A 20,979-nucleotide genomic window follows, 5' to 3' on the forward strand; every position below is an offset into this window, starting at 1 on the left:
GCGCGGCCGTCCCCTCAGGTCCTGTCCTGGGTGGCGCCCTCTACGTTGGCCGGGTGGCGGATCGGGGCGACCAGGCAGCGCCACCCCGGACCGAGAACGAGCACCTGCTGGCCAAGAGCAGCGGCCGTGCGTTCGGCGGTGCGCTGCTGTTCGCCCTACCGCTGCTGATGACCATGGAGATCTGGGAGCTGGGTCTGTCCATCCCGAGGTACCGCCTCGGCCTGCTCCTGGCGGCGACCGTGCTGCTCGTCGTCTTCCTCTCCCAGCACTTCGGCGCCGGGATGCCCGGGGTCGGCTGGCCCGGCTACCTCGCCGACGCGGGAGTGGCCTTCGTGATGGCCGCGGTGGCGACGGCGCTGGTCCTCGGGGTGCTCGCGGTGATCAGGCCCATGCAGGGCTGGCAGGACGCCTTGTCGATCATCAGCTTGGAGATGCTCCCGGCCGCCGTCGGCGCATCGTTCGCACGCAGCCAGCTGGGCGTCGGCGGCCGGCGGGTCCCGACCACCACCTACGGCGGCGAGCTGCTCCTGATGGCGGCGGGTGCGGTCGTCTTCGCGGCCAACATCGCCCCCACCGAGGAGGTCGTGCTGCTCGCGGCGGAAATGGGCGCCTGGCACCCGGTGGCCCTCGTCGTCCTGTGCCTGCTCCTGATGCACGGCTTCGTGTACTCGGTGGGGTTCCGGGGGCAGGAGCCGGCCGTCGGCGGGGTGCTGCGCTCGTTCCTCACCCTGACCGTCGTCGGCTACGTCATCGCGCTGGTCGTGTCGGCCTACCTGCTGTGGACGTTCGGCCGGTTCGACGGGGTGGGTCCGGCTATGGCCGTCACCGAGGCCGTCGTCCTGGCGCTGCCGGCGAGCCTGGGTGCGGCGGCCGCCCGGCTGATCCTGTGAGGACGACGTGAGCGACGCCGATGACCGGGACGAGACCGGGACCGCCGACAGCGACACCAGCCGCGGCGAGTACCTGCTCGGCGCCCTCGGGGCCGTGGTGGTCCTCTTGGTCCTCGCCTTCCTCGTCCACCAGGCCGTCGTCGTGCGCGACGGCGGCCCCCAGCTGTCGGTCACGGCGGCGGCGGCGCAGCAGGTCGAGGGCGGCTGGGCAGTGCCCATCGAGGTGGTCAACGAGGGTGGCCAGACGGCCGAGCAGGTCGAGGTGACAGGGGTGCTCACCCGCGACGGCAGCGAGGTCCAGCAGGCGACCGCCACGTTCTCCTACCTCGCCCCGGACAGCCGGCAGTCGGGGGCCCTGCTGTTCTCCGATGACCCGACCGACGGCAGGCTGGAGATCCGTCCAGCCGCCTACACACTGCCCTGACCGTCGGACGGGGATTTGGACGGCCGTTGACAGCTGACGCAGGCGGCACGACGCGTCCTGCGGTCGGAGCTCCGTGGCTGAGCTGCCCGCACGGCTCCGGCGGGGGACGGCGGCGCGGATCGTCGGCAGGTCGTGGTGGAGTGCGTCCATGACCTGGGAGACGCACCCCGTGACCCCGGACCGTTTCGAGGACTTCGCTGACGTCGTCAACCGCACCCGCCGTGCCAACCACTGCTGGTGCCTGTCCCACCGGCTGCGTGCCACCGAGATCGACGAGCTCGGTGGTGGGAGCCGGGAGCAGGCCATGCGGCGGTTGTGTGAGCGCGAACATCCTCCGAGGGTGGTCACCTACCGGGACGGTGAACCGGTGGGTTGGTGCAACATCGGCCCGCGCGCGGAGATCACCCGGCTGGCCGGCTCGCGTCTCATCCGGCCGGTCGACGACCTGCCGGTGTGGAGCATCGTCTGCGTCGTGGTCCGCTCGGGCCACCGTCGCCAGGGGGTGACGGCGCCACTGATCGAGGGTGCGGTCGCCTTCGCCGCTGAGCACGGTGCCCCGGCGGTCGAGGCGCACCCGGTCGACCCCCCGGGGCGCATGGACCTGACGATGTCGTTCGTCGGGACCCGGTCGATGTTCGAACGAGCCGGCTTCCGCGTGATCGGCACCACCGATGCCGTGGCGAGCGGGATGCCACGCCTGGTCATGCGGCGGGACCTCCGCTGACCAGCCCCGGGCCACCTCGCGCCATCCCCGGGGGTGCGGCCGGTCGCCGGGTGCCGGGGAGGTCCTGCCCGACCGTTGCCGTCTACGTTGGCGGCCTACCTGCTGCCCCGACCGGGTAGGCCCTCGGGCACGGAGCGCCCACCGGTCGTGCAGGCCCCCGGCCGACCGCTGACGAGCGAAGGAGCGAGATGACCAGGGACCACCGTCGGCTGCGAGGACCTGCTGCCGGCTGGCGGCGTCGGGCGCTCCCGCTCGGCGTGCTCCTCGTCGTCACGACCGGCCTCGTCGGTTGCGGGCAGGACCCGGCGCCGGTGGAGCCCGAGGTCACGGCCGAGGAGCTCCAGGACGTCCGGGACCAGATCGAGGCGCTGGAGCGGCGGGTCGGGGCGCTGGAGTCCGAGTCCACCGCCGAGCCGACGGCCGAGCCCGACGAGGGCGACCCGACCGAGCCGCCCGTGGAGCCGACCCCGCAGTTCACCGACGGCGAGGACGTGTCCGTGCGGGCCGAGGTCGTCGGCCTGATCGCCACCACCGACATCGGCACCGCGTTCCGCGTCTCCACCGGCTCCGGGCGAGCCGTGGCGGTGGTGTCGGCGACCCCGGTCCCGCCGCTGGCGGTGCAGGACGTCGTCCGGGTCACCGGCACCGCGACGACGGTGGACCCGGAGACCTTCGAGCGGGACTTCGGGATCGCCGCGGCCGTGGTCTTCGACGACCCGGACGCCTTCTTCGCCGGCGAGGCCGGGCAGATCGCCATCGCCGCCGACCAGGTGGAGCTGACCGGGGCGTCGGCCGTCGACTGAGCCGCCCGGGGGCGACCGCCGGTCAGGCCGGAGGAGCCGCGGCCGGCAGCGGGCGGTCCGACCCGTCGAGCGGCTCGTCGGACGCGGGGTGGGTCCGCAGATGCTCCACGACGCGGTAGACCACCGCGAGCATCGGGACCGCCAGCAGGGCACCGGGCACGCCGGCGACCAGGCCGCCGGCGGTGACCCCCAGCAGGATGACGACCGGGTGCAGCCGGACCGCCCGGCCCATGATCAGCGGCTGCAACACGTTGCCCTCGACCTGCTGGACCACCAGCACGACCACCAGCACGATGACCGCATCGGTCACCCCGTTGGTGACCAGGGTGACCAGCACCGCCACCGCGCCGCTGACGGTCGCGCCGACGATCGGGACGAAGGCGCCGATGAAGGTGAGCAGCGTCAACGACAGCCACAACGGCACACCCAGGACGAGCAGCGCCAGTCCGATGCCGACGGCGTCGATCAGGGCCACCACGATCACACCGCGGACGTAGCCGGCCAGCGTGTCCCAGGCCGCGAGCCCGGCGCCGTCGACCCTCGCCCGGCTCCGGTCGGGCACCCGGGCCAGCAGCCAGGCCCACATCCCGGCGCCGTCCTTGAGCAGGAAGAACACCAGGAAGACGATCAGCACCAGCCCGCCCAGTGCGAACAGGCCCAGCTGGGCCCCGGCACCCGGGCTCGGGGTGGCCTCGTACAGCCGGGTGACGATGTCGTTGCGGACGTCGGCGACCTGCTGCGCGTCCAGCTGCAGCGGACCCTCGATCAGCCACACCCGGATCCGGTCGATCCCGGCCGCCAGCGGCCGGGTCAGGTCCTGCAGGGTCGCGGCGGCCCGGAAGCCGATCAGGAAGCCGATGCCGGCCAGCACACCCAGCAGCAGCAGGACGGCGCCCAGCGCCGCCAGACCGCCGGGCACGCCCACCCGGCGCAGCCGGCCGGCGACCGGGGCGCTCAGCGCGGTCAGCAGCACCGCGACCGCCACCGCGAAGGTCAGCATGGGCAGCCGGAAGAGCAGCCAGAAGACCAGCCAGACGACGGCCGCGAGCGCCAGCGTGGCCCCGCCCACGGCCATCGTCCGCAGCGCCCAGGCGGGCATCACGCTCGGCTGGACCGGTGCGGCGACGGCAGGTCGAGTGGGCGCGGGGACGGTGGGGGACTCCGTGCTGGCCGGCCGCTCGGCGTGCTCGTCGTCGGCAGGAGGGCCGCCGTCCAGGTGGCGGTCCCGGCGGCCGGTGGCCCTCGCCCGGCGGATCATCGTCTGCTCCTGTGTCCCGTGCCCCGCACGATCACGTCTTCTCGGACTGCTGTCGGCGCGGCGCCCGACGCAGCATGACCCGGTACCCGACCAGCAGCATCGCGTCGGCCAGCAGCCGCCAGAGTCCCAGGAGGACGGCGGTGGCCGGCGACGTGGTCCCGTACCGCTCGGAGAAGGCGGCGAAGGACTCCAGGTACACCAGGTGGCCGCAGGTGGCCGACCGCCCCCGCAGGCCGCGGCCGCCGGTCGCGGGTCCGTGCCAGCCGACCGCGGGTCCGGGTGAGCGCGCGCAGCTGCGGCACGGAGAGGGCGGAGGTCATCGGGGCGGGCCTACCCGACCGGAGGCGTCGGGCAATCCCCGGGCGGCGGAGCGGGCCGGCGTCAGCAGGTGGGGCCGTCGTCGGCTGGGCGGGTGATCGGCTCGACCGGCGGCGTGGTGCTGGCGACCGCCGGCCGGTCGGCACCCGCCGTCCGGCCGAACTCCTGGGTCGCCCACACCGACCCGTCGGGGCCGCAGTGGACGCCCACCCCGAGCCGGTCCCAGCCGGGGTTGAGCACGTTGGCCCGGTGGCCGTCCGAGCGCATCCAGCCGGCGTGGATCGTCCCGGCCGGCACCGGGCCGGTCGCGGAGAAGATGTTCTCGCCCACCGCCCGGAACCCGGACAGCTCGTCGCCCTGCAACAGCGACTGGATGTCCTGGTGCTCGAACTGCCCGGTGTCGGCCATCTCCGTGCTCCAGTCGCGGGCGACCGTGGCCAGCGCGTCGTTCCAGGCCACCGGTTCCAGCCCGCGGGCCTCCCGCTCCTCGTTCACCCGGTCGAACACCGCCCGGGCGATCTGGTCCTCGGCCGGTGCCGCCGCATCCCCGGCGGGTGCCGACTGCGGTGCCGGGCCGGACGCGACGAGGGCGTCGGACCCGGAGGGTGAGGCGACGACGCACCCGGTGGAGCCGAGCAGCACGGCCAGGGCACCGGCGACGAGCGCCGGGCGGATGCGGATCACCCACGAGGCGTACCCGGTCGGACCCAGCGCAGCCCCCACCGGGCTCGATCGCGGCCGATCCGTGACCCGGTCCCCGGTCCGGTCCGTCGCCCAGGCGGCGCAGGCCGCTGCCGCCGTGGCAGACCCGTCAGACCGCGCCCGAGCGCACCGCCCGGCCGGGCAGCACGTCGGTGCGCAGCTCCCCGTCGCGGACCAGCGGCGTCCCGGCGACCAGCACGTGCCGGAAGCCGCTGGACGGCGCGACCTGGGTGTACGTCGCGTGGTCGGTGACCGTGCCCGGGTCGAAGACCACGAGGTCGGCGTCGGCGCCGACCTGTACCCGGCCCTTGCGGCGCATCGCCGGGACGGCGCCCTCCAGGATCTGTGCCGGCAGCAGCGACGAGCGGCGCAGCGCCTCGGTCAGGCTGAGCAGACCTCGTTCCCGCACCAGCCAGCGCAGCGTCCGCGCGTAGGAACCGGCCGAGCGCGGGTGGGTGACCATGTCCGGTCGAGGTGGCCAGGAATCCGGTGCGGGGCCTCCGCCCGGGGCGACCAAGGGCATCGCGTCGGTGGCGATCGCGGTGTCGGCCAGGGTGAACGACCGCTCCAGGACGGCGAGGTCGGCCGGGTCGTCCTCGTCGAGGAAGTGCACCACCACGCCGCCGCCGGGGTCGGTCGCGCGCAGCTCGGCCAGCCGGCGGTCGTCGGCGACCCGCTCCCCGGTGGGCAGGTAGGTCAGCTGCCGTGGGCCGATCCCCAGCCGGTTCAGCAGCTCGGGGGCGAGGAACGCCGCGCCGATGACCGTGGAGCCGGCGCCGTAGGGATAGGCCTCGGTACTGACGCTGACGCCGCCCACCCGGGCGGCGTCGATCGCGCCGGCGACCTCGTCGATCATCCGGGTGGAGGTGCTGTTCACGTGGCACATGTGCATGTGCGCCCCGGTGCCGGCCGCGGCGGCGATCACCTCCAGCGCGCCCTCCAGTGAGGTGCCCGGCTCGGCGGTGGAGATGAAGCGGGTGTGGGTGAAGGTCGGCACGCCCAGCCGGGCGGCGAGACCGGCCAGCCGGAAGTACTCGGCCCGGCCGCTGTCCGGCGCGTAGCCGACCAGCACCCCGATGCCCAGCGCGCCCTCGCCGACCGCGTCGGCCAGCAGGTCCAGGATGCGGCCGACGTCCCGGTCGCTCGCCGGACCGCGCCAGTTCGGCAGCGACTGGTGGGTGGCGAACAGGTCCAGCGAGGCGTCGGCCACCAACGGCACCCGGTCGAGCACGTGCATCCGGGCGTCGGTCCAGGACGCGGAGAACCCGAAGTTCACCGGCCGGCCCTCTGCCTCGGCCCGGGCGTAGGCGCCGGCGACCGGCAGCACCCCGGCCTCCAGCTCCAGCGCGGTGGTCACGCCGTCGAGGGCCTGCAGCCGTAGCCCGGTGGTGCTCTGCGCATGGCTGTGCAGGTCGATGAAGCCGGGCGCCAGCACCTGCCCGGCGACGTCCCACACCTCCCGGGCCGGCGGCGCCGCCTCACCGACCGAGGTGATCGCGCCGCCGGTGATCCCCACTGCCCGCACCCCGTCCAGGCCGGTCTCCGGGTCGATGACCCGGGCGCCGGTCAGGACGAGGTCGGCCACTGGTGCGGGCATCAGGCCTGCCGCGGTTGCGCGCGGGCGCCGTAGTGCAGGTACTCGCTGCCGTCGGGCAGCGCGTAGAAGACCGCCGCCATCCAGGTCTCCTCACCCGGCGCCCGGGTGGCGTACAGCCCCTGCTCGACCGGGTGCAGCTCCAGCTCCTCCACGGTCGCGCCGGTGGACAGGGCGACCTCCCCGGTCGGGATGATCCGCAGCACCAGCCCACCGTCGCGCTCGAACACCTCGGTGGTGATCGAGCTGCGCTCGTAGGTGCCCACGTAGCCGGAGTGGTCCACGTCCGGCGCGGTGGCCGGCGGCTCCAGCTGCCCGGCCATCTGCACCCCGGCGAGCTCGGCGAACAGCTCGCGGTACAGGTCGCTGTACAGGTCGCGGGGGTGGCCGCCGTTGGTCAGCAGCGCCACCGCGAGGCCCTGGGAGGGCAGCACCCGCAGGAAGGCGTTCTGCCCGATCGTCGTCCCGTCGTGGCCGTAGAGCCGTTCGCCGTCCCAGTCGAACCGGATCCAGCCCAGCCCCCACGAGTCACCGAGGGAGTACTTGTCCGGCAGGTCGGTCTGCAGCTCCTGCATCCGGGCCGTGGCGGCCGCGGACAGCAGCACGTCGCCGTCCGGGCCGCGACCGTCGCGCAGGTGCAGCCGGGCGAAGGCGGTGACGTCGCGGGCGGTGGCGTTGACCAGGCCGGCCGGCCCGAGCGAGCGGGGGAGCAGCCAGGTGGTCGTCGGCTGCAGGTCGGCGTCCTCGCCCGGCTCGATGTGCCCGACGGCGGCGCGGTGCAGGATCGCCTCCTCCGGCAGCGTGGAGGTGTGCGTGAGCCCGAGCGGCTCGATGATGCGCTCGCGCAGGGCGGCGTCCCAGGTCTTTCCGGTGAGCACCTCGACCACCCGCCCGGCGAGGTTGAACCCGGAGTTGCAGTACGAGAAGGTGGCGCCCAGCGGGTGGTTCTGTGCCACGTCGGCCAGCGCCGCGACGTACTTCTCCAGCACGTCGTCGCCGCGGCCGGTGTCGGTGAAGACGTCGCCGTCGATGCCGCTGGTGTGGGTGAGCAGGTGCCGCATGGTCACCTGCTTGGCGACGTCGGGATCGCCCAGCTGCAGCTCCGGCAGCACCTCGACCAGCGGGGCGTCCAGGTCGAGCTTGCCCTCGTCGACCAGCTGCATCACCAGCGTGGCGGTCCAGACCTTGGTGATCGAGCCGATCTGGAACACCGAGTCGGTGGTCACCTCCACCCCGGTCCCCATGTTCAGCACACCGGTGGCGGCCTCCACCAGTTCGTCCGCGCCGCCGTCGGCGCCCAGCCGCAGGACGGCGAGCGTCGCGCCGGGCACCCCGTGTCGCCGGGCCAGCTCGTCCAGTCGCTGCTGCCAGTGCTGCTGGTCGATCGCAGGGCGTGTGGCCGTGGTCATCTGCTGCTCCGTCCGGTCGGCGTCCGGGGCCGGTCCGACCCACGGGCGCAGCCTGCCGCGCCGGCCGTCACGGATCTTCGTCGGCGCCGACGAAGGCGCCCGCGCAGCGCTGGCCGCGACCACGAACAACCAGCTGACTAGCGCTCCTACGGTGCCCGCATGACGAAGCTGGACGAGGTCGGAGCCTGGATCCGCGACCGCCTGCCGGCGCTGCTGGCCGAGCACGGGGTGCCGGCCGCCGGGGTGGCCGTGCTCGCCGAGGGTGAGGTGGTCGACGCCGCTGCCGGGGTGCTCAGCACCGTGACCGAGGTGGCCGCGACACCGGACACGCTGTTCCAGATCGGCTCGATCACCAAGGTCTGGACGGCGACCCTGGTGATGCAGCTGGTCGACGAGGGCCTGGTCGCCCTGGAGGACCCGGTCAGCCGGCACCTGCCCGGCCTGACGCTGGCCGACGAGTCGGCGGCACGCACCCTCACCGTGCGCCAGCTGCTGAGCCACACCGCCGGCTTCGAGGGCGACGTGTTCACCGACACCGGCCGCGGCGACGACGCCCTGGAGCGCTACGTCGCCGGGCTCGGCGACGTGGCACAGCTCTTCCCACCCGGCGAGCAGTTCTCCTACAACAACGCCGGCTACTGCGTCCTCGGCCGGCTGGTGGAGGTGCTGCGCGGCAAGCCGTTCGACGAGTGCCTGGCGGAGCGCCTGTTCACCCCCCTCGGCCTCACCCACGCCGCGGCCAGCCCGTACGAGGCGATCGTCCACCGGGTCGCGGTCGGCCACGTGCGCCCCGAGCCGGACGCCGCGGAGGTGCCGGCACCGATGTGGGCCATGGCCCGGTCCAACGCCCCGGCCGGCTCGATGCTGTCGATGCGGGCGCGGGACCTGCTCGCCTTCGCCCGGATGCACCTGGAGGCGGGCAAGGCCGCCGACGGGTCGAGCGTCCTGGACGCCGGCACGGTCGCGGCGATGCAGGAACGCCAGGTGGACCTCCCCGACATCCGGGTGATGGGCGACGCCTGGGGGCTGGGCTGGGAGCTGTTCGACGGCCAGGGCACCCCGGTCATCGGGCACGACGGCAACACCATCGGCCAGGCCTCGTTCCTGCGGGTCCTGCCCGAGCAGGGCATCGCGGTCGTGCTGCTCACCAACGGCGGGGACCCCTACGGGCTGTACCGGGACGTCGTGGGCCACGTGCTGCGGGAGCTGGCCGACGTGCAGCTGCGGGCGCTGCCGGTGCCGCCGGTCGACCCGCCCCGGGTCGACGCGACGCGGTACGCCGGCACGTACAGCAGCCGGGTGGCCGACCTGGTCGTCAGCCAGGACGACGACGGCCGGATCTGGCTGGAGATGCGCCCCAAGGACATCGCCCTGGAGATGGGCGAGCAGCCCGAGCGCAGCGAGCTGGTCTCCTTCGCCCCGGACACGCTGATCCCGGTGCAGGCCCAGTCCGGCCTGCACGTGCCCTTCGCCTTCCTCGGCGACGACGGCGCCGGTCATGCGCGGTTCATGCACATCGGCCGCGCCGTCCCGCGGGTCGCCGGATGACACCGCCCGGCCGGCTCGTCACCCACGACGAGCCGGTGCGGTCGGCCTCGTCCGTCCGGACGAAGAACCTGCGGCTGTCGCGCGGCAGCCTTCTCGCAACCGCCGCATCAGGAGAGGACACACCATGAGGCTCATCCGGACCGGCGTCGGCGTCTCCGCCGCCACGCTCCTCCTCGCCGGGTGCGGTGGCGGAGACGACGGGGGTGGCGGCAGCGGTGAGGTCGTCGACGGCGGCACCTTCACCATGGCGCTGTCCTCCGACCCGGGGAACCTCGACCCGCAGGCCTCGGCGGCCAGCGACCTCTTCCAGCTCAGCCACTTCGCCTACGACTCCCTGGTGTTCATCGACAGCGAGGGGGAGGTCGTCTCGGGGATCGCCGAGGAGTGGACGGTCGACGCCGAGACCGTCACCCTGACCATCGGCGACGACGTCACCTGCTCCGACGGTTCGCCCTTCACCGCGAGCGACGCGGCGGCCAACCTCAACTGGATCGCCGACCCGGCCAACCAGAGCCCGTTCCTCGGGGTCTTCGTGCCGGCCGGCGTCCAGGCCACCGCGGACGACGCCACCGGCACCGTGACCATGGACCTGGCCGGGCCCGCGCCCTTCGTGCTGGAGGGCCTGGCCGGCGTCCCGATGGTCTGCGCCGCAGGCCTGGAGGACCGCGACCAGCTGGCCGCGGAGACCCTCGGCACCGGGCCCTACGAGCTCACCGAGGCCGTCCCCAGCGACCACTACACCTACACCCTGCGCGAGGGGTACACCTGGGGCCCCGACGGCGCAGGCACCGACGTCGAGGGCATGCCCGACGAGATCGTGGCCCAGGTCGTCGGCAACGAGACCACCTCGGCGAACCTGCTGCTGTCCGGCGGGCTCAGCGCCGCCCAGATCCTGGGCCCGGACGCCGGGCGGCTGGCCGAGGAGGGCCTGTTCGACGCGACCGTCACCGCGGTGCTGGGCGAGATGTGGTACCACCACGGCGAGGGCCACCCCACGGCCGACCCGGCGGTGCGGATGGCGCTGACCCAGGCGGTCGACCTGGACCAGCTGGCCGAGGTGATCACCGCCGGCCGCGGCGGACCCGGCACCACGTTCGCCGCCTCCGCCCCGGCTTCCTGCCCCGGCGACTCGATCTCCGGCGCGCTGCCCGAGTACGACCTGGCGGCCGCCCAGCAGCTGCTCGACGAGGCGGGCTGGGAGGCCGGCGCCGACGGCGTGCGCAGCAAGGACGGCCAACGGCTGGAGCTGACGTTCCTCTACGACAGCGCGCTGGGCGCGCCGGGCTCCGCGGCCGCCGAGCTCGTCGTCGCCGCCTGGACCGAGCTCGGCGCCGAGGTGACGACGACGCCGAAGGACGAGACCGCCGCGGTCGAGACCATCTTCGGCACCGGTGACTGGGACGTCGCCTGGATCCCGGTCAACGTCAGCAGCCCGGACCAGCTGGTGCCCTTCCTGTCCGGCCCGACGGTGCCCGACGGCAACAACTTCGCCGCCATCGACAACGCCGACTACACCCAGCTGGTGGCCGAGGCGATGACCATGATCGGCACGGAGGGCTGCGACACCTGGCTGGAGGCGGAGTCCGCCCTGGTCCGGGACGCCGACGTCGTCCCGTTCGCCAACCAGGACGTGAGCTTCTTCGGCAGCGGCGCGGAGTTCGAGGTCGTCGACGTCCTCCAGCCGACCAGCATCCGGATGGTCGACTGACCCGGCCCCGGACGACGACGCAGACGGCGGGGAGGGGGTGACGGTGACGAGCACGACGACGACGACCGGCACGGCGACGGCGACCGGCGCGACGGCGGCGCCCGGCGCGACGGCGGGGCGCCGGGGGGTGGACGCGGCACTCGACAGCCCGTGGCTGCGGTTCGCCGCCCGGCGCGCCGGCCGGCTCGTCGTCTCGCTGTGGGTGCTGGTCACCGCGTCGTTCCTGATGATCCACCTGATCCCGGGTGACCCGGTCCGGGCGGCGCTGGGGCCGACCGCGCCGGCGTCGCTGGTGGCGGCCCGGCGGGCGTCCCTCGGCCTGGACGACCCGCTGTGGCTGCAGTACGTGCACTACCTGCAGGGCGTCCTCACCGGCGACCTCGGGACGTCGCTCACCTCCCGGCTGCCGGTCTCGGAGGTGATCTCCCAGCGGCTGCCGGCGACGGCGCAGCTGGCGGTGCTGGCGTTCCTGGTGGTCGTGGCCCTCGCCGTCCCGATCGGGGTGGCGATGGGCGTGCTGACCCGGGGTGGGCGCGCCCGTCGCCGCGAGCTGGCGTTCTCCTCGGCGAGCGTCGTCGCCGGGGCGGTCCCGGACTTCCTGCTCGGCGTCGGCCTGGTCTACGTCTTCGGCGTCCAGCTGGGCTGGCTGCCGGTGGCCGGCCAGCGGGGTGCGAGCTCCTACGTCCTGCCGGTGCTGGCCCTGGCCGTCGGGCCGGCCGCCGCGCTGGCCCGGATCCTGCGGGTGGAGATGCTCTCGGTGCTGCAGGCCGACCACGTGCGCACCGCCCGGGCCAAACGCCTCCCGGCGCCGAAGGTCTACCTCCGGCACGCCATGCCGAACGCGCTGACCGCGACGATCACGCTGGGCGGGCTGCTGCTCAGCGCGCTGGTCGCGGGCACGGTGCTGGTGGAGAACGTCTTCGCCTGGCCGGGGCTGGGCAGCACGATCGTCTCCTCGATCCTGCTCAAGGACTACTCCGTGGTGCAGGGCATCGTGCTCGTCTACGGCGCCGGGGTGCTGCTGGTGAACCTGACCGTCGACGTGGTGCTCGCGCTGCTGGACCCGCGCTCGGCCATCCGGGAGAGCTGAGCCGATGACGACCGCACCGATGCCGCCCACCGCCGCCGACCAGCCGGCCGCCGCCCCCACCCGGCGGTCGGCGGCGCGGGCCCGCTGGCTCGCCGTGCTCCGCACCCCGGTCGGCGCCGGCGCGGGCCTGCTGCTGGCCGTGGTGCTCCTGCTTGCGGTGTTCGGCCCGGTGTTCTGGTCCGACGCGGCCGACACCGTGGACACCACCGCAGCGATGCAGGGCGCCTCCGGTGAGCACTGGGTGGGCACCGATGCCCTGGGCCGCGACCTGTTCGCCCGGGTGCTGGTGGCGACTCGGCTGTCCATCGGCCTGGCGCTGCTGGCGACGCTGATCGCGGTGGTCCTCGGGTTGCTGCTGGGCACCGCGCCGCTGCTGCTGGGCCGGCGCGCCGGGCGGCTGGTGACCGCAGGGGTCGACATCGCCGTCGCCTTCCCCGGGCTGCTGCTGGCGCTCTTCTTCGCCGTCGTCTTCGGGGTGGGGGCGACCGGGGCGGTGCTGGCCATCGGCTTCGCCGGTGCACCCTCCTTCGCCCGGCTCTCCCACACGCTGGCCGCCGGGATCGCCGACCGCGACTTCGTCGCCGCCGCCCGCATCGCCGGGGTGGGCCGGGTGCGGGTGCTCCTGCGGCACGTGCTGCCCAACATCGGCGAGCCACTGGTGGTGAACGCGACGATCGGCGCCGGCGGCGCACTGCTGGCCTTCGCCGGGCTGTCCTTCCTCGGTCTGGGCGTGCAGGCGCCCAGCTACGACTGGGGGCGGCTGCTCCAGGACGGGCTCAGCGGCATCTACATCCACCCGGAGGCGGCGCTGGCCCCCGGCGTCGCGATCGTCGTCGCCGGCCTGGCGTTCAACCTGTTCGGTGAGGCGGTGGCCAAGGGCATCGGGCTGACCGCCGCCGTGAACGGGGCGTACCCGGTGCCCGGGGGCTCCCGGGCCGACACCGTGCCGGCCCCGGTCACCGACGACGGCACCCCGGCCACCGACCCCGGCCCGGCGGCGGACCGGCCGGTGCTCGACGTCCAGGACCTCTCGGTGACCTTCCCGGGGCCCCGTGGGCTGGTGCGCCCGGTCCGCGGGGTGAGCTTCCGGATCGGCCGGGGCGAGGCGGTCGGGGTCGTCGGGGAGTCCGGCTCGGGCAAGTCGCTCACCGCACTGGCGATCGCCCGGCTGGTCGAGCAGCCCGGCGAGGTCACCGCGGACCGGCTGGAGTTCCAGGGCACCGACCTGCTGACCGGGTCCGAGCGCAGCCACCGCAGGCTGCTGGGCACCTCGTTCGCGATGGTCTTCCAGGACCCGATGACGTCGTTCAACCCGACCCGCCGGATCGGGCGTCAGCTGGCCGAGGTCGCCGAGGAGCACCAGGGGATGAACCGGCGGCAGGCGCTGGACCGCGCCGTCGACCGGCTTCGCAGTGTCCGGGTGCCCGCGGCCGAGCGCCGCGCGCACCAGTACCCGCACGAGTTCTCCGGCGGGATGCGGCAGCGGGCGATGATCGGCATGGGCCTGATGGGCGAGCCGACGCTGATCGTCGCCGACGAGCCGACCACCGCGCTGGACGTGACCGTGCAGCGGCAGGTGCTGGACCTGCTGGCCGCGGTGCGCGCCGCCGACGGCGTGGCGCTGCTGCTGATCAGCCACGACGTCGCCGTCGTCGGGCAGGTGTGTGACCGGGTGCTGGTGATGTACGCCGGCCGCGTGGTGGAGGACCTGCCGGCGGCCGAGCTCGACACCGGAGCCCGCCATCCCTACACGCGGGCGCTGGTGGCCGCGGTCCCCGACATGGACGTCGACCTGGACGCGCCGCTGCCGGTCATCCCCGGCCGGCCGGTCGACCCGGCGCACCAGCCGCCGGGCTGTGCCTACGCGCCCCGGTGCCCACTGGCGTCGGCGCGGTGCACCGACGAGGACCCGGCCCTCGCCGACGACGGGGCCGGCTGGCGGGTGGCCTGCTGGCACGCCGGTGAGGTCACCGACCGCGCCGTCCCCGGTGCTGCGCCGGTGGCGGTCTCCCTGGGGGAGCGGGCATGAGCGAGCTGCGGTTCGACGACGTGAGCGTCCGGTACGGCTCCCGGCGGCGGGCGATGACCGCCGTCGACCGGGTGAGCCTCACGGTGCCGGACGGCGCGGTCGTCGGCCTGGTGGGGGAGTCCGGCTCGGGCAAGTCGACGCTGGCCCGCGCGGCCGTGGGCCTCACGCCGCTGTCCGGGGGCCGGATCCTGCTCGACGGGGAGCCGCTGCGGCACGGATCGGGCCCGCGGCCGGTGCAGATGGTCTTCCAGGACCCGTACTCCTCGCTCGACCCGCGGATGACGATCGGGGACAGCGTCGCGGAGGCGGTGCCGCGCGGGGTCCGGTCGGCCGAGCGGCGGCGTGAGGTGGCCCGGCTGCTGGACCTGGTCGAGCTGGACCCAACCCGGGCCGGCGCCTACCCCGGCCAGCTGTCCGGCGGTCAGCGGCAGCGGGTGGCGCTGGCCCGCGCGCTGGCCGCCCGGCCCGCGGTGGTCGTCGCCGACGAGATCACCTCCGCGCTCGACGTCTCCATCCAGGGCACGGTGCTGAACCTGGTGCGCCGGCTGCAGCGGGAACTGGGCACCTCGATGTTGTTCATCTCGCACAACCTGGCCGTCGTCCGGTACGTGGCCAGCGAGATCGCCGTGATGTACCTGGGCCGCATCGTCGAGCACGGGCCGGCCGAGCAGGTGCTCGCCGACCCGCAGCACCCCTACACCCGGGACCTGCTCGCAGCCGTGCCCGACTCCGCGCACGCCCGCTCGGATCGGCCCGCCCCCGACCCGACGCCGGCGGTGGTGGCGGCCGCGGAGCCCGCCGACCCGCACGCCCCGCCACCGGGGTGCCGGTACCACCCGCGCTGCCCGATCGGGCCGCTCGTCCACCCGGAGCGGGAGGTGTGCCGGACCACCGAGCCGACGGCCGACCACCGGCACGCCGCCGCCTGCCACTTCGCGCCGGCGCACGAGCCCGTGGCCAGTCGCACCAGCTGACCGGCGTGTGCCGGCCCTCGGTCAGCCCATCGACTTCTGGCCGTCGATGGTCTCGCGCAGGACGTCGGCGTGGCCGGCGTGCTGGGCGATCTCGGCGATCATGTGCAGCACGACCCGGCGGGCGGACCACCGGGCGCCCGGCTCGAACCACGGCGCCGCCGGCAGTGGGTGAGTGACGTCCAGGCTCGGCAGGGTCCGGACCAGCTCGTCGGTGCGCTGGGCGACCGTGGCGGCGTCGGCGAGCAGCTCGGCCAGCGTCTGGTCCGGGCCCATCACGAACTCCGCCGCCCACTCCTCCGCCGTCGACTCGTCGAACGCCGGGAAGGTGGCCGGGCCGGTCACCATGAACTCCGCCCACATCCGTTCCATGGCGGTGACGTGCTTGAGCAGACCGCCCAGGGTCAGCTCACTGACGGTGGGCCGCAGCCGGGCCTGCTCGTCGGTCAGCCCCTGCACCGTGTGGATCAGGAACATGCGGTGCTTGGCGAGCGACTCGAGCAGGTCTGCCCGCTCGCCGGTGACAGGGGTGGGGGTGGTGGTCTGGGTGGTGGTCATCGGTGTGCCCTCTCGTGGATGGGATCTCGTACCGACGATGCTGCCGGGCATCGGTGCCAGATCCTGTCCGCGATGGATGGCAGTCTCAGCGCATGGTCGACCCCACCTCCCGTGCGCTGCGCCTGCTCTCGCTGATGCAGGGCCGCCGCGACTGGGCCGGCGCCGACCTGGCCGGCCGGTTGGGCGTCTCGCTGCGGACGCTGCGCCGGGACGTGGACCGGCTGCGCGAGCTCGGCTACCCGGTGGAGGCCCGTCCCGGGGTGGACGGCGGCTACCGGCTGGCCGCCGGGGCCGCGCTGCCGCCGCTGGTGCTCGACGACGACGAGGCGGTGGCGCTCACCGTGGGGCTGCAGGCCGCGGCGGCCGGGGCGGGCGCCGGGATGGCCGAGCCCTCGGTGCGGGCCCTGACCAAGGTGCTGCCGGTGCTGCCCGCCCGGCTGCGCCGCCGGGTGGAGGCGCTGCGGGCGATGACCGTGCCCGCCCCACCCTGGTCCGACGGCGGCCCCGCGGTCGACCCGGGCGTGCTGGTGGCGGCCGCCCAGGCCTGCCGGGAGACCGAGCGGCTGGAGTTCACCTACACCGCGGCCGGGAGACCACCGGCGGACCGGCTGGTGGAGCCGCACCGGCTCGTGCCGCTGGGCCGCCGCTGGTACCTCGTCGCCTCCGACCCGTCCCGTGGTGACTGGCGCACCTTCCGGCTGGACCGGATGTCCGGGCTGCGGGCCACCGGGGCCCGGTTCGCCCCGCGACCGCTGCCGGCCGAGGACGCCGCCGCATTCGTCCGGGCGGGCATGGACCAGTTCCGCACGCCGACCGTCGTGGAGGCGGTGGTCGAGGCCCCGGCGGCGGTCGTCCGCGACCGGGTCGGTCGGTGGGTGCGGGTCACCGACGAGGGCCCGGACCGCTGCCGGCTGCACCTGGAGACCGACGACCTGGACTGGCCGGCCCTGGTGCTGGGCGCCGTCCGCGCGGAGTTCACCGTGGTCGCCCCGGCCGAGCTGCGGGAGCGGCTCGCGGAGTGGTCGGAGCGCTTCGCCCGCGCGGTGGCCGGCTGAGCACCAGTCACCGAGCAGTTCACCAGCGCAGCAGCCGCAGCTCCAGCATCGCGGCGAACCGGGAGTCGGCGTCGCCCAGGTCGATCCCGCCGACCTCGGCGATCCGGCGCAGCCGGTAGCGGAAGGTGTTGGGGTGCACGTGCACCTTCGCGGAGGCGGCGATCGCGTCCCCGAAGGCGTCCAGCCAGGCGCGCAGCGTCTCCACCAGTTGGGCGCGGTGCGCGGCGTCGTACTCGGCCAGTCGGGCGACCGGCCCCGAGGCCTGGTGTCCCTCGGCGGCGGCCAGGTCGGCCAGCTGCAACATCAGCGACTCGATGTGCACGTCGCCGGCGCGGGCCACCCGGCGCGAGGTGGTGCCGTTGCGCAGCACCCGCAGGGCCCGGTCGGCGGCGTCCCGGGAGCGGGTCAGCGCCGAGACGTCGAGGGCGACGGTGCCGACGCCGATCATCCCGGGCACCCGGCCACCGGTGCGCTGCAGGAACTCGGTGGCCACCGCGGCGGCCCGCGCGTCCGCCGTCGGTGCGTCCGCCCCGACCGGCAGGACGCCGTAGCAGACCCCGCCGACCAGGGCGACGACGGAGCCGGGGTGCAGCGCGGTGAGGTGCACGGCCAGCGCGTCCGCGGAGCGCTGCCGCTCGGCCTCGCGCCGGGCCAGGGTCAGGGTGCCGTGCTCGTCGGTGTTCTCGGTCAGCCCCATCGCCAGCACGATGAGCGGCCGGTCGGCCAGCCCCAGCCGGCTCAGCGCGTCGACCGTGCCCGGCCCGCCCTCCAGCGCCGTGGCGACCAGCTCGCTGGCCAGCCGCCGTTCCACGTCGGCACCGGCCCGCATCCGCAGCAGGTGCAGGGCGACCAGCTTCGCCGCGTCGACCAGGCTGCGCTCGCGCGAGGGGTCCAGCGGCTCGTCGACGGCGGCCCAGATGGTGCCGAGGATCTCGTCGCCGGCCCGCACCGCGACCGCCACCCGGGCGATGGTCACCTCCGGCATCCCGAGCACCTCCGGCGCCATCCACACCGGGCGGTCGGTGGCGTACAGCTGCCGGAACACCCCGTGCGCCTCGAGCCGGCGGGTGAACCGGTCGGGCACCTGGCGGCCGAGGATGGTCTGGATGCGCGACTCGTCGGCCTCGTCCTGGCGGCCGGAGAAGGCGAGGATGTGCGAACTGCGGTCCTCGATGGTCACCGGGGCGTCCAGCAGCGAGGCGATCGCGTTGGCGAGGGCGAACAGGTCCCCGCCCGGCACCCCGCCCAGCGACTCGGCGCCCGCGGTGCCGACCCCGCCCTCGCCGAGCAGCGAGCGGACCAGGGTGGCCAGCTGGTTCCAGCTGGCGCCGCGGGTCAGTGCGAGCAGCACGGTGCCGGTGCGCTCGGCGACCGCGGAGATCCGTGGGTCGGGGGGCGCCGGCGCCCGCACGATCAGCCCGGCCCCGCCGGCGGCGGCGGTCTGCTCCAGCAGGTCGAGGACGGCGTCCGGCTCGTGCACGCCGACGCCCAGCACCAGCGCCCGGGAGGGCAGCGCCGGAGGGTCGACCGGGTCGTGGATGACCAGCCCGCCGACGCCCTGCTCGGCCAGGTCGGCCGTCGGGTCGCCGGCCGCCACCTCGAGCAGCGTGGTGCCCAGGTGGTCCAGGACGTGGCCGAGGCTGGCCCGGTGCGCCGCCGCCGGGGCAGCGGCGAGCGTGGACAGACCCGGGACCGAGCTCGCAGGCAGGCTCACCGGGCCGACCCTAGGGGCGGCGGCGGCCGCGCGGACAGTCCTCCCGCACGACTCGGAGGTGCCCGGTTCGTCCGGTCGGACGAACCGGGCACCTCAGCGCAGGTCGATCTCCTCCACCGAGGTGGTGACCTCCTCGAGCAGCGCGGCGTCGGGCTCGACCCCCAGGCCGGGGCCGGTCGGCACCCGCAGGTGCCCGTCGTCGAGCCGGAACGGCTCGGTGATGTCGGTGGCGTAGTACCGGTCGGAGGCCGAGGTGTCCCCGGGCAGGGTGAAGTTCGGCAGCGCGGCCAGTGCCACGTTGGCGGCGCGGCCCAGCCCGGTCTCCAGCATCCCGCCGCACCACACCGGCACGCCGTGCGCGGCGCACACGTCGTGGATCCGCCGGGCCTCCAGGTACCCGCCGACCCGGGCGGGCTTCACGTTCACGATCGAGCAGGCGCCCAGCCGGATCGCCGCCGCGGCCGAGCGGGCCGAGGTGATCGACTCGTCCAGGCAGATCGGCGTGCGCACCGTGCGGGCCAGCTCGGCGTGGCCGAGCACGTCGTCCTCGTCCAGCGGCTGCTCGATCAGCAGCAGGTCGAAGGGGTCCAGTCGGGCCAGGTGCCGGGCGTCGGAGACGGCGTAGGCGGTGTTGGCGTCGACCTGCAGCGCGACGTCGCCGAAGCGCTCCCGGACCGCGCGGACCGGCTCGACGTCCCAGCCCGGTTCGATCTTGAGCTTGATCCGCAGGTAGCCCTGCTCCAGGTAGCCGCCGACCGCGTCGAGCAGCTCCGGGATCGAGTCCATGATCCCGACCGAGACCCCGCAGGGCACCCGGTCGACGGCGGCGCCCAGGAACGAGCCGAAGGAGCGCCCGTCCGCGCGCAGCTCGGCGTCCAGCACCGCCGTCTCGATCGACGCCTTGGCCATCCAGTGCCCGGAGTACGGCGCCAGCGCCCGGCCGACGGCGTTGGCGTCGAGGTCGGGGACGGCGGCGACAGCAGGGAGGAAGAACCGGCGCAGCACGTCGGCGACGCCGTCGACGTACTCGGCGGAGTAGCGCGGGTCCGGCAGCGCGGCGCACTCGCCCCAGCCCTCCGCCACGTCGGTCCGCGCCCGCACCAGCAGGATGTCGCGGGCGGTCTGACTGCCGAACGACGTGCGGAAGGGTGCCACCAGCGGCATCCGGATCCGGCGCAGTTCCACGGCCTCGAGCTTCACGGTGTGGCCCTCCCGGCCTCAGGGGCGCCGGGGAGACCCGGGCCGTCGACGACGTACCAGCCCTCGCGGGCGAACCCCCGCACGCGGGCTCCTGCGGTCAGCGCACCGCCGAGGGCGGCCCGCACGGCGATGCGCCACTCCGCGGCCAGCGCGGCATCGCGGGCACGCAGTGTCTCGACGTCGGCCGGGACGGCGATCAGCGCGGGCACCCCCGGCGTCCCGGGCCGGGCCTCCGGGCGCCCGTCGGGCCCCACGGCCAGGACGGCGGACGCGCCGGCCGCCAGCAGGGCGGGCAGGTCGACCTCCACCGGCTGGCCGGCGACCGCCCGCACCACCGCGGGTGCCTCCAGCGACCAGCAGGTGAGCAGCCGGTCGGACTGGTCGGAGGCGTTGATCGTGTCGCCCATCGGGCCGTAGAAGTCCGGCAGGTACTCCACCGGCGTGGCGGCCAGCCGGCCCAGGTTGAACCAGGCGTTGCGCCGGACGAGCGGGTCGAAGGTCCAGCTGATCCGGTCGAGGCCGTGCTGCAGTGCCCACGCCCGCTGGTGCAGCTTCAGCGCCCGGCCGACGCTGCGTCGCTGCGCCGACGGCGCGACGCCGGTGACGTGACTGTGCAGGGCGGTGCCCGACGGGGCGGCGAAGAAGGCCACGCAGGCCCCGACCAGCTGCCCGTCGGCGTACGCACCGAACAGCGGGTTGCCGGCCTTGGTCAGCGCCCGCATCAGCTCCACGGTCACCGGCCGGTTGTCCGGGGCGGGGTGCCAGATGAAGTCGAAGAGCGCCTGGACGGCCCGCAGGTCGGCCAGGTCGGTGAGCGCGACGACCCGCACCCCCGAGGCGGCGGCGGCCTCCGCGGCGACCACCGAGGCCGCACCGGCGCCGGCGCGGGCCGCACCCTGACCACCCGGCCCGGTGGCGGGCAGGGGCAGCGGGGTCCCGGCGATCAGGTCGGTCACACCGCCCATGGTCCGTGCGGTGGTCCCG

19 protein-coding genes are annotated in these 20,979 nt (G+C 74.9%); 10 read left to right on the forward strand and 9 right to left on the reverse strand.

Going from position 1 to position 20,979, the window contains the following annotated elements:
• Positions 1-53: 53 nt before the first annotated feature.
• The 4 genes from O2W53_RS13670 to O2W53_RS13685 all read left to right on the forward strand — a co-directional run bounded on the left by O2W53_RS13670 (position 54) and on the right by O2W53_RS13685 (position 2,841).
• Positions 54-890 carry a TIGR02587 family membrane protein gene (locus O2W53_RS13670; protein ID WP_269163593.1) on the forward strand — a complete coding sequence of 279 codons (837 nt, stop codon included), beginning with the start codon at positions 54-56 and terminating at the stop codon, positions 888-890.
• Positions 891-897: 7 nt separating this feature from the next.
• The gene (locus O2W53_RS13675) at positions 898-1,314 is read left to right on the forward strand and encodes a hypothetical protein (protein WP_269163594.1); all 417 of its coding nucleotides are present in this window, start codon (positions 898-900) and stop codon (positions 1,312-1,314) included.
• A gap of 148 nt (positions 1,315-1,462) precedes the next feature.
• Positions 1,463-2,038, forward strand: coding sequence for a GNAT family N-acetyltransferase (locus O2W53_RS13680; protein WP_269163595.1), 576 nt, complete (start codon positions 1,463-1,465; stop codon positions 2,036-2,038).
• 188 nt (positions 2,039-2,226) lie between these two features.
• Entirely contained in the window at positions 2,227-2,841 is a 615-nt protein-coding gene (locus tag O2W53_RS13685; protein ID WP_269163596.1) for a hypothetical protein, read from the forward strand.
• A gap of 22 nt (positions 2,842-2,863) precedes the next feature.
• Here O2W53_RS13685 and O2W53_RS13690 read toward each other — a convergent pair whose 3' ends face one another.
• The 5 genes from O2W53_RS13690 to O2W53_RS13710 form a co-directional block, all read right to left on the reverse strand.
• Positions 2,864-4,099 carry an AI-2E family transporter gene (locus O2W53_RS13690; protein ID WP_269163597.1) on the reverse strand — a complete coding sequence of 412 codons (1,236 nt, stop codon included), beginning with the start codon at positions 4,097-4,099 and terminating at the stop codon, positions 2,864-2,866.
• Between the two features lie 31 nt (positions 4,100-4,130).
• Positions 4,131-4,298: a hypothetical protein gene (locus O2W53_RS13695; RefSeq protein WP_269163598.1), complete on the reverse strand. Its 168-nt coding sequence runs from the start codon at positions 4,296-4,298 to the stop codon at positions 4,131-4,133.
• 182 nt (positions 4,299-4,480) lie between these two features.
• Entirely contained in the window at positions 4,481-5,101 is a 621-nt protein-coding gene (locus O2W53_RS13700) for a CAP domain-containing protein (protein ID WP_269163599.1), read from the reverse strand.
• A gap of 127 nt (positions 5,102-5,228) precedes the next feature.
• A complete protein-coding gene (locus O2W53_RS13705) occupies positions 5,229-6,716 on the reverse strand; it encodes an amidohydrolase family protein (RefSeq protein WP_269163600.1) in 1,488 nt (495 codons plus the stop codon).
• The gene (locus tag O2W53_RS13710) at positions 6,716-8,122 is read right to left on the reverse strand and encodes a serine hydrolase domain-containing protein (RefSeq protein ID WP_269163601.1); all 1,407 of its coding nucleotides are present in this window, start codon (positions 8,120-8,122) and stop codon (positions 6,716-6,718) included. The genes O2W53_RS13705 and O2W53_RS13710 overlap by 1 nt, the downstream gene beginning before the upstream one ends.
• 159 nt (positions 8,123-8,281) lie before the next feature.
• Here O2W53_RS13710 and O2W53_RS13715 point away from each other — a divergent pair, with 159 nt between their 5' ends.
• From O2W53_RS13715 to O2W53_RS13735, 5 genes are all read left to right on the forward strand, one after another.
• Positions 8,282-9,670, forward strand: coding sequence for a serine hydrolase domain-containing protein (locus tag O2W53_RS13715; RefSeq protein WP_269163602.1), 1,389 nt, complete (start codon positions 8,282-8,284; stop codon positions 9,668-9,670).
• 124 nt (positions 9,671-9,794) lie between these two features.
• Positions 9,795-11,378, forward strand: coding sequence for an ABC transporter substrate-binding protein (locus O2W53_RS13720; RefSeq protein ID WP_269163603.1), 1,584 nt, complete (start codon positions 9,795-9,797; stop codon positions 11,376-11,378).
• Between the two features lie 43 nt (positions 11,379-11,421).
• Positions 11,422-12,468, forward strand: a complete 1,047-nt coding sequence (locus O2W53_RS13725; RefSeq protein WP_269163604.1) for an ABC transporter permease — start codon at positions 11,422-11,424, stop codon at positions 12,466-12,468.
• A 4-nt stretch (positions 12,469-12,472) separates the two neighbouring features.
• Positions 12,473-14,497, forward strand: a complete 2,025-nt coding sequence (locus O2W53_RS13730; RefSeq protein ID WP_269163605.1) for a dipeptide/oligopeptide/nickel ABC transporter permease/ATP-binding protein — start codon at positions 12,473-12,475, stop codon at positions 14,495-14,497.
• Positions 14,494-15,471: an ABC transporter ATP-binding protein gene (locus tag O2W53_RS13735; protein WP_269163606.1), complete on the forward strand. Its 978-nt coding sequence runs from the start codon at positions 14,494-14,496 to the stop codon at positions 15,469-15,471. Before O2W53_RS13730 ends, O2W53_RS13735 begins: the two co-directional genes overlap by 4 nt.
• A 21-nt stretch (positions 15,472-15,492) precedes the next feature.
• Here O2W53_RS13735 and O2W53_RS13740 read toward each other — a convergent pair whose 3' ends face one another.
• On the reverse strand, positions 15,493-16,026 hold the full coding sequence (locus O2W53_RS13740) for a DinB family protein (RefSeq protein ID WP_269163607.1): 534 nt from the start codon (positions 16,024-16,026) through the stop codon (positions 15,493-15,495).
• Positions 16,027-16,118: 92 nt separating this feature from the next.
• Here O2W53_RS13740 and O2W53_RS13745 point away from each other — a divergent pair, with 92 nt between their 5' ends.
• Entirely contained in the window at positions 16,119-17,081 is a 963-nt protein-coding gene (locus tag O2W53_RS13745; protein ID WP_269163608.1) for a helix-turn-helix transcriptional regulator, read from the forward strand.
• Between the two features lie 19 nt (positions 17,082-17,100).
• Here O2W53_RS13745 and O2W53_RS13750 read toward each other — a convergent pair whose 3' ends face one another.
• The 3 genes from O2W53_RS13750 to O2W53_RS13760 form a co-directional block, all read right to left on the reverse strand.
• Positions 17,101-18,795 (reverse strand): helix-turn-helix domain-containing protein, encoded by a 1,695-nt coding sequence (locus O2W53_RS13750; protein ID WP_269163609.1) that lies wholly within the window; start codon positions 18,793-18,795, stop codon positions 17,101-17,103.
• A gap of 93 nt (positions 18,796-18,888) precedes the next feature.
• A complete protein-coding gene (gene menC, locus O2W53_RS13755; RefSeq protein WP_269163610.1) occupies positions 18,889-19,995 on the reverse strand; it encodes an o-succinylbenzoate synthase in 1,107 nt (368 codons plus the stop codon).
• Positions 19,992-20,960, reverse strand: a complete 969-nt coding sequence (locus O2W53_RS13760; protein WP_442928884.1) for a GNAT family N-acetyltransferase — start codon at positions 20,958-20,960, stop codon at positions 19,992-19,994. The genes menC and O2W53_RS13760 overlap by 4 nt, the downstream gene beginning before the upstream one ends.
• Positions 20,961-20,979: the final 19 nt, after the last annotated feature.

This window comes from Modestobacter sp. VKM Ac-2978 (genome assembly GCF_026968025.1).
Classification (GTDB): domain Bacteria; phylum Actinomycetota; class Actinomycetes; order Mycobacteriales; family Geodermatophilaceae; genus Modestobacter.

Coding starts and splice junctions, on each gene's coding strand:
- O2W53_RS13680 (WP_269163595.1), top strand. CDS start 1,463: ATGACCTGGGAGACGCACCCCGTGACCCCGGACCGTTTCGAGGACTTC.
- O2W53_RS13685 (WP_269163596.1), top strand. CDS start 2,227: ATGACCAGGGACCACCGTCGGCTGCGAGGACCTGCTGCCGGCTGGCGG.
- O2W53_RS13690 (WP_269163597.1), bottom strand. CDS start 4,099: ATGATCCGCCGGGCGAGGGCCACCGGCCGCCGGGACCGCCACCTGGAC.
- O2W53_RS13705 (WP_269163600.1), bottom strand. CDS start 6,716: ATGCCCGCACCAGTGGCCGACCTCGTCCTGACCGGCGCCCGGGTCATC.
- O2W53_RS13710 (WP_269163601.1), bottom strand. CDS start 8,122: ATGACCACGGCCACACGCCCTGCGATCGACCAGCAGCACTGGCAGCAG.
- O2W53_RS13715 (WP_269163602.1), top strand. CDS start 8,282: ATGACGAAGCTGGACGAGGTCGGAGCCTGGATCCGCGACCGCCTGCCG.
- O2W53_RS13720 (WP_269163603.1), top strand. CDS start 9,795: ATGAGGCTCATCCGGACCGGCGTCGGCGTCTCCGCCGCCACGCTCCTC.
- O2W53_RS13730 (WP_269163605.1), top strand. CDS start 12,473: ATGACGACCGCACCGATGCCGCCCACCGCCGCCGACCAGCCGGCCGCC.
- O2W53_RS13735 (WP_269163606.1), top strand. CDS start 14,494: ATGAGCGAGCTGCGGTTCGACGACGTGAGCGTCCGGTACGGCTCCCGG.
- O2W53_RS13740 (WP_269163607.1), bottom strand. CDS start 16,026: ATGACCACCACCCAGACCACCACCCCCACCCCTGTCACCGGCGAGCGG.
- O2W53_RS13745 (WP_269163608.1), top strand. CDS start 16,119: ATGGTCGACCCCACCTCCCGTGCGCTGCGCCTGCTCTCGCTGATGCAG.
- O2W53_RS13760 (WP_442928884.1), bottom strand. CDS start 20,960: ATGGGCGGTGTGACCGACCTGATCGCCGGGACCCCGCTGCCCCTGCCC.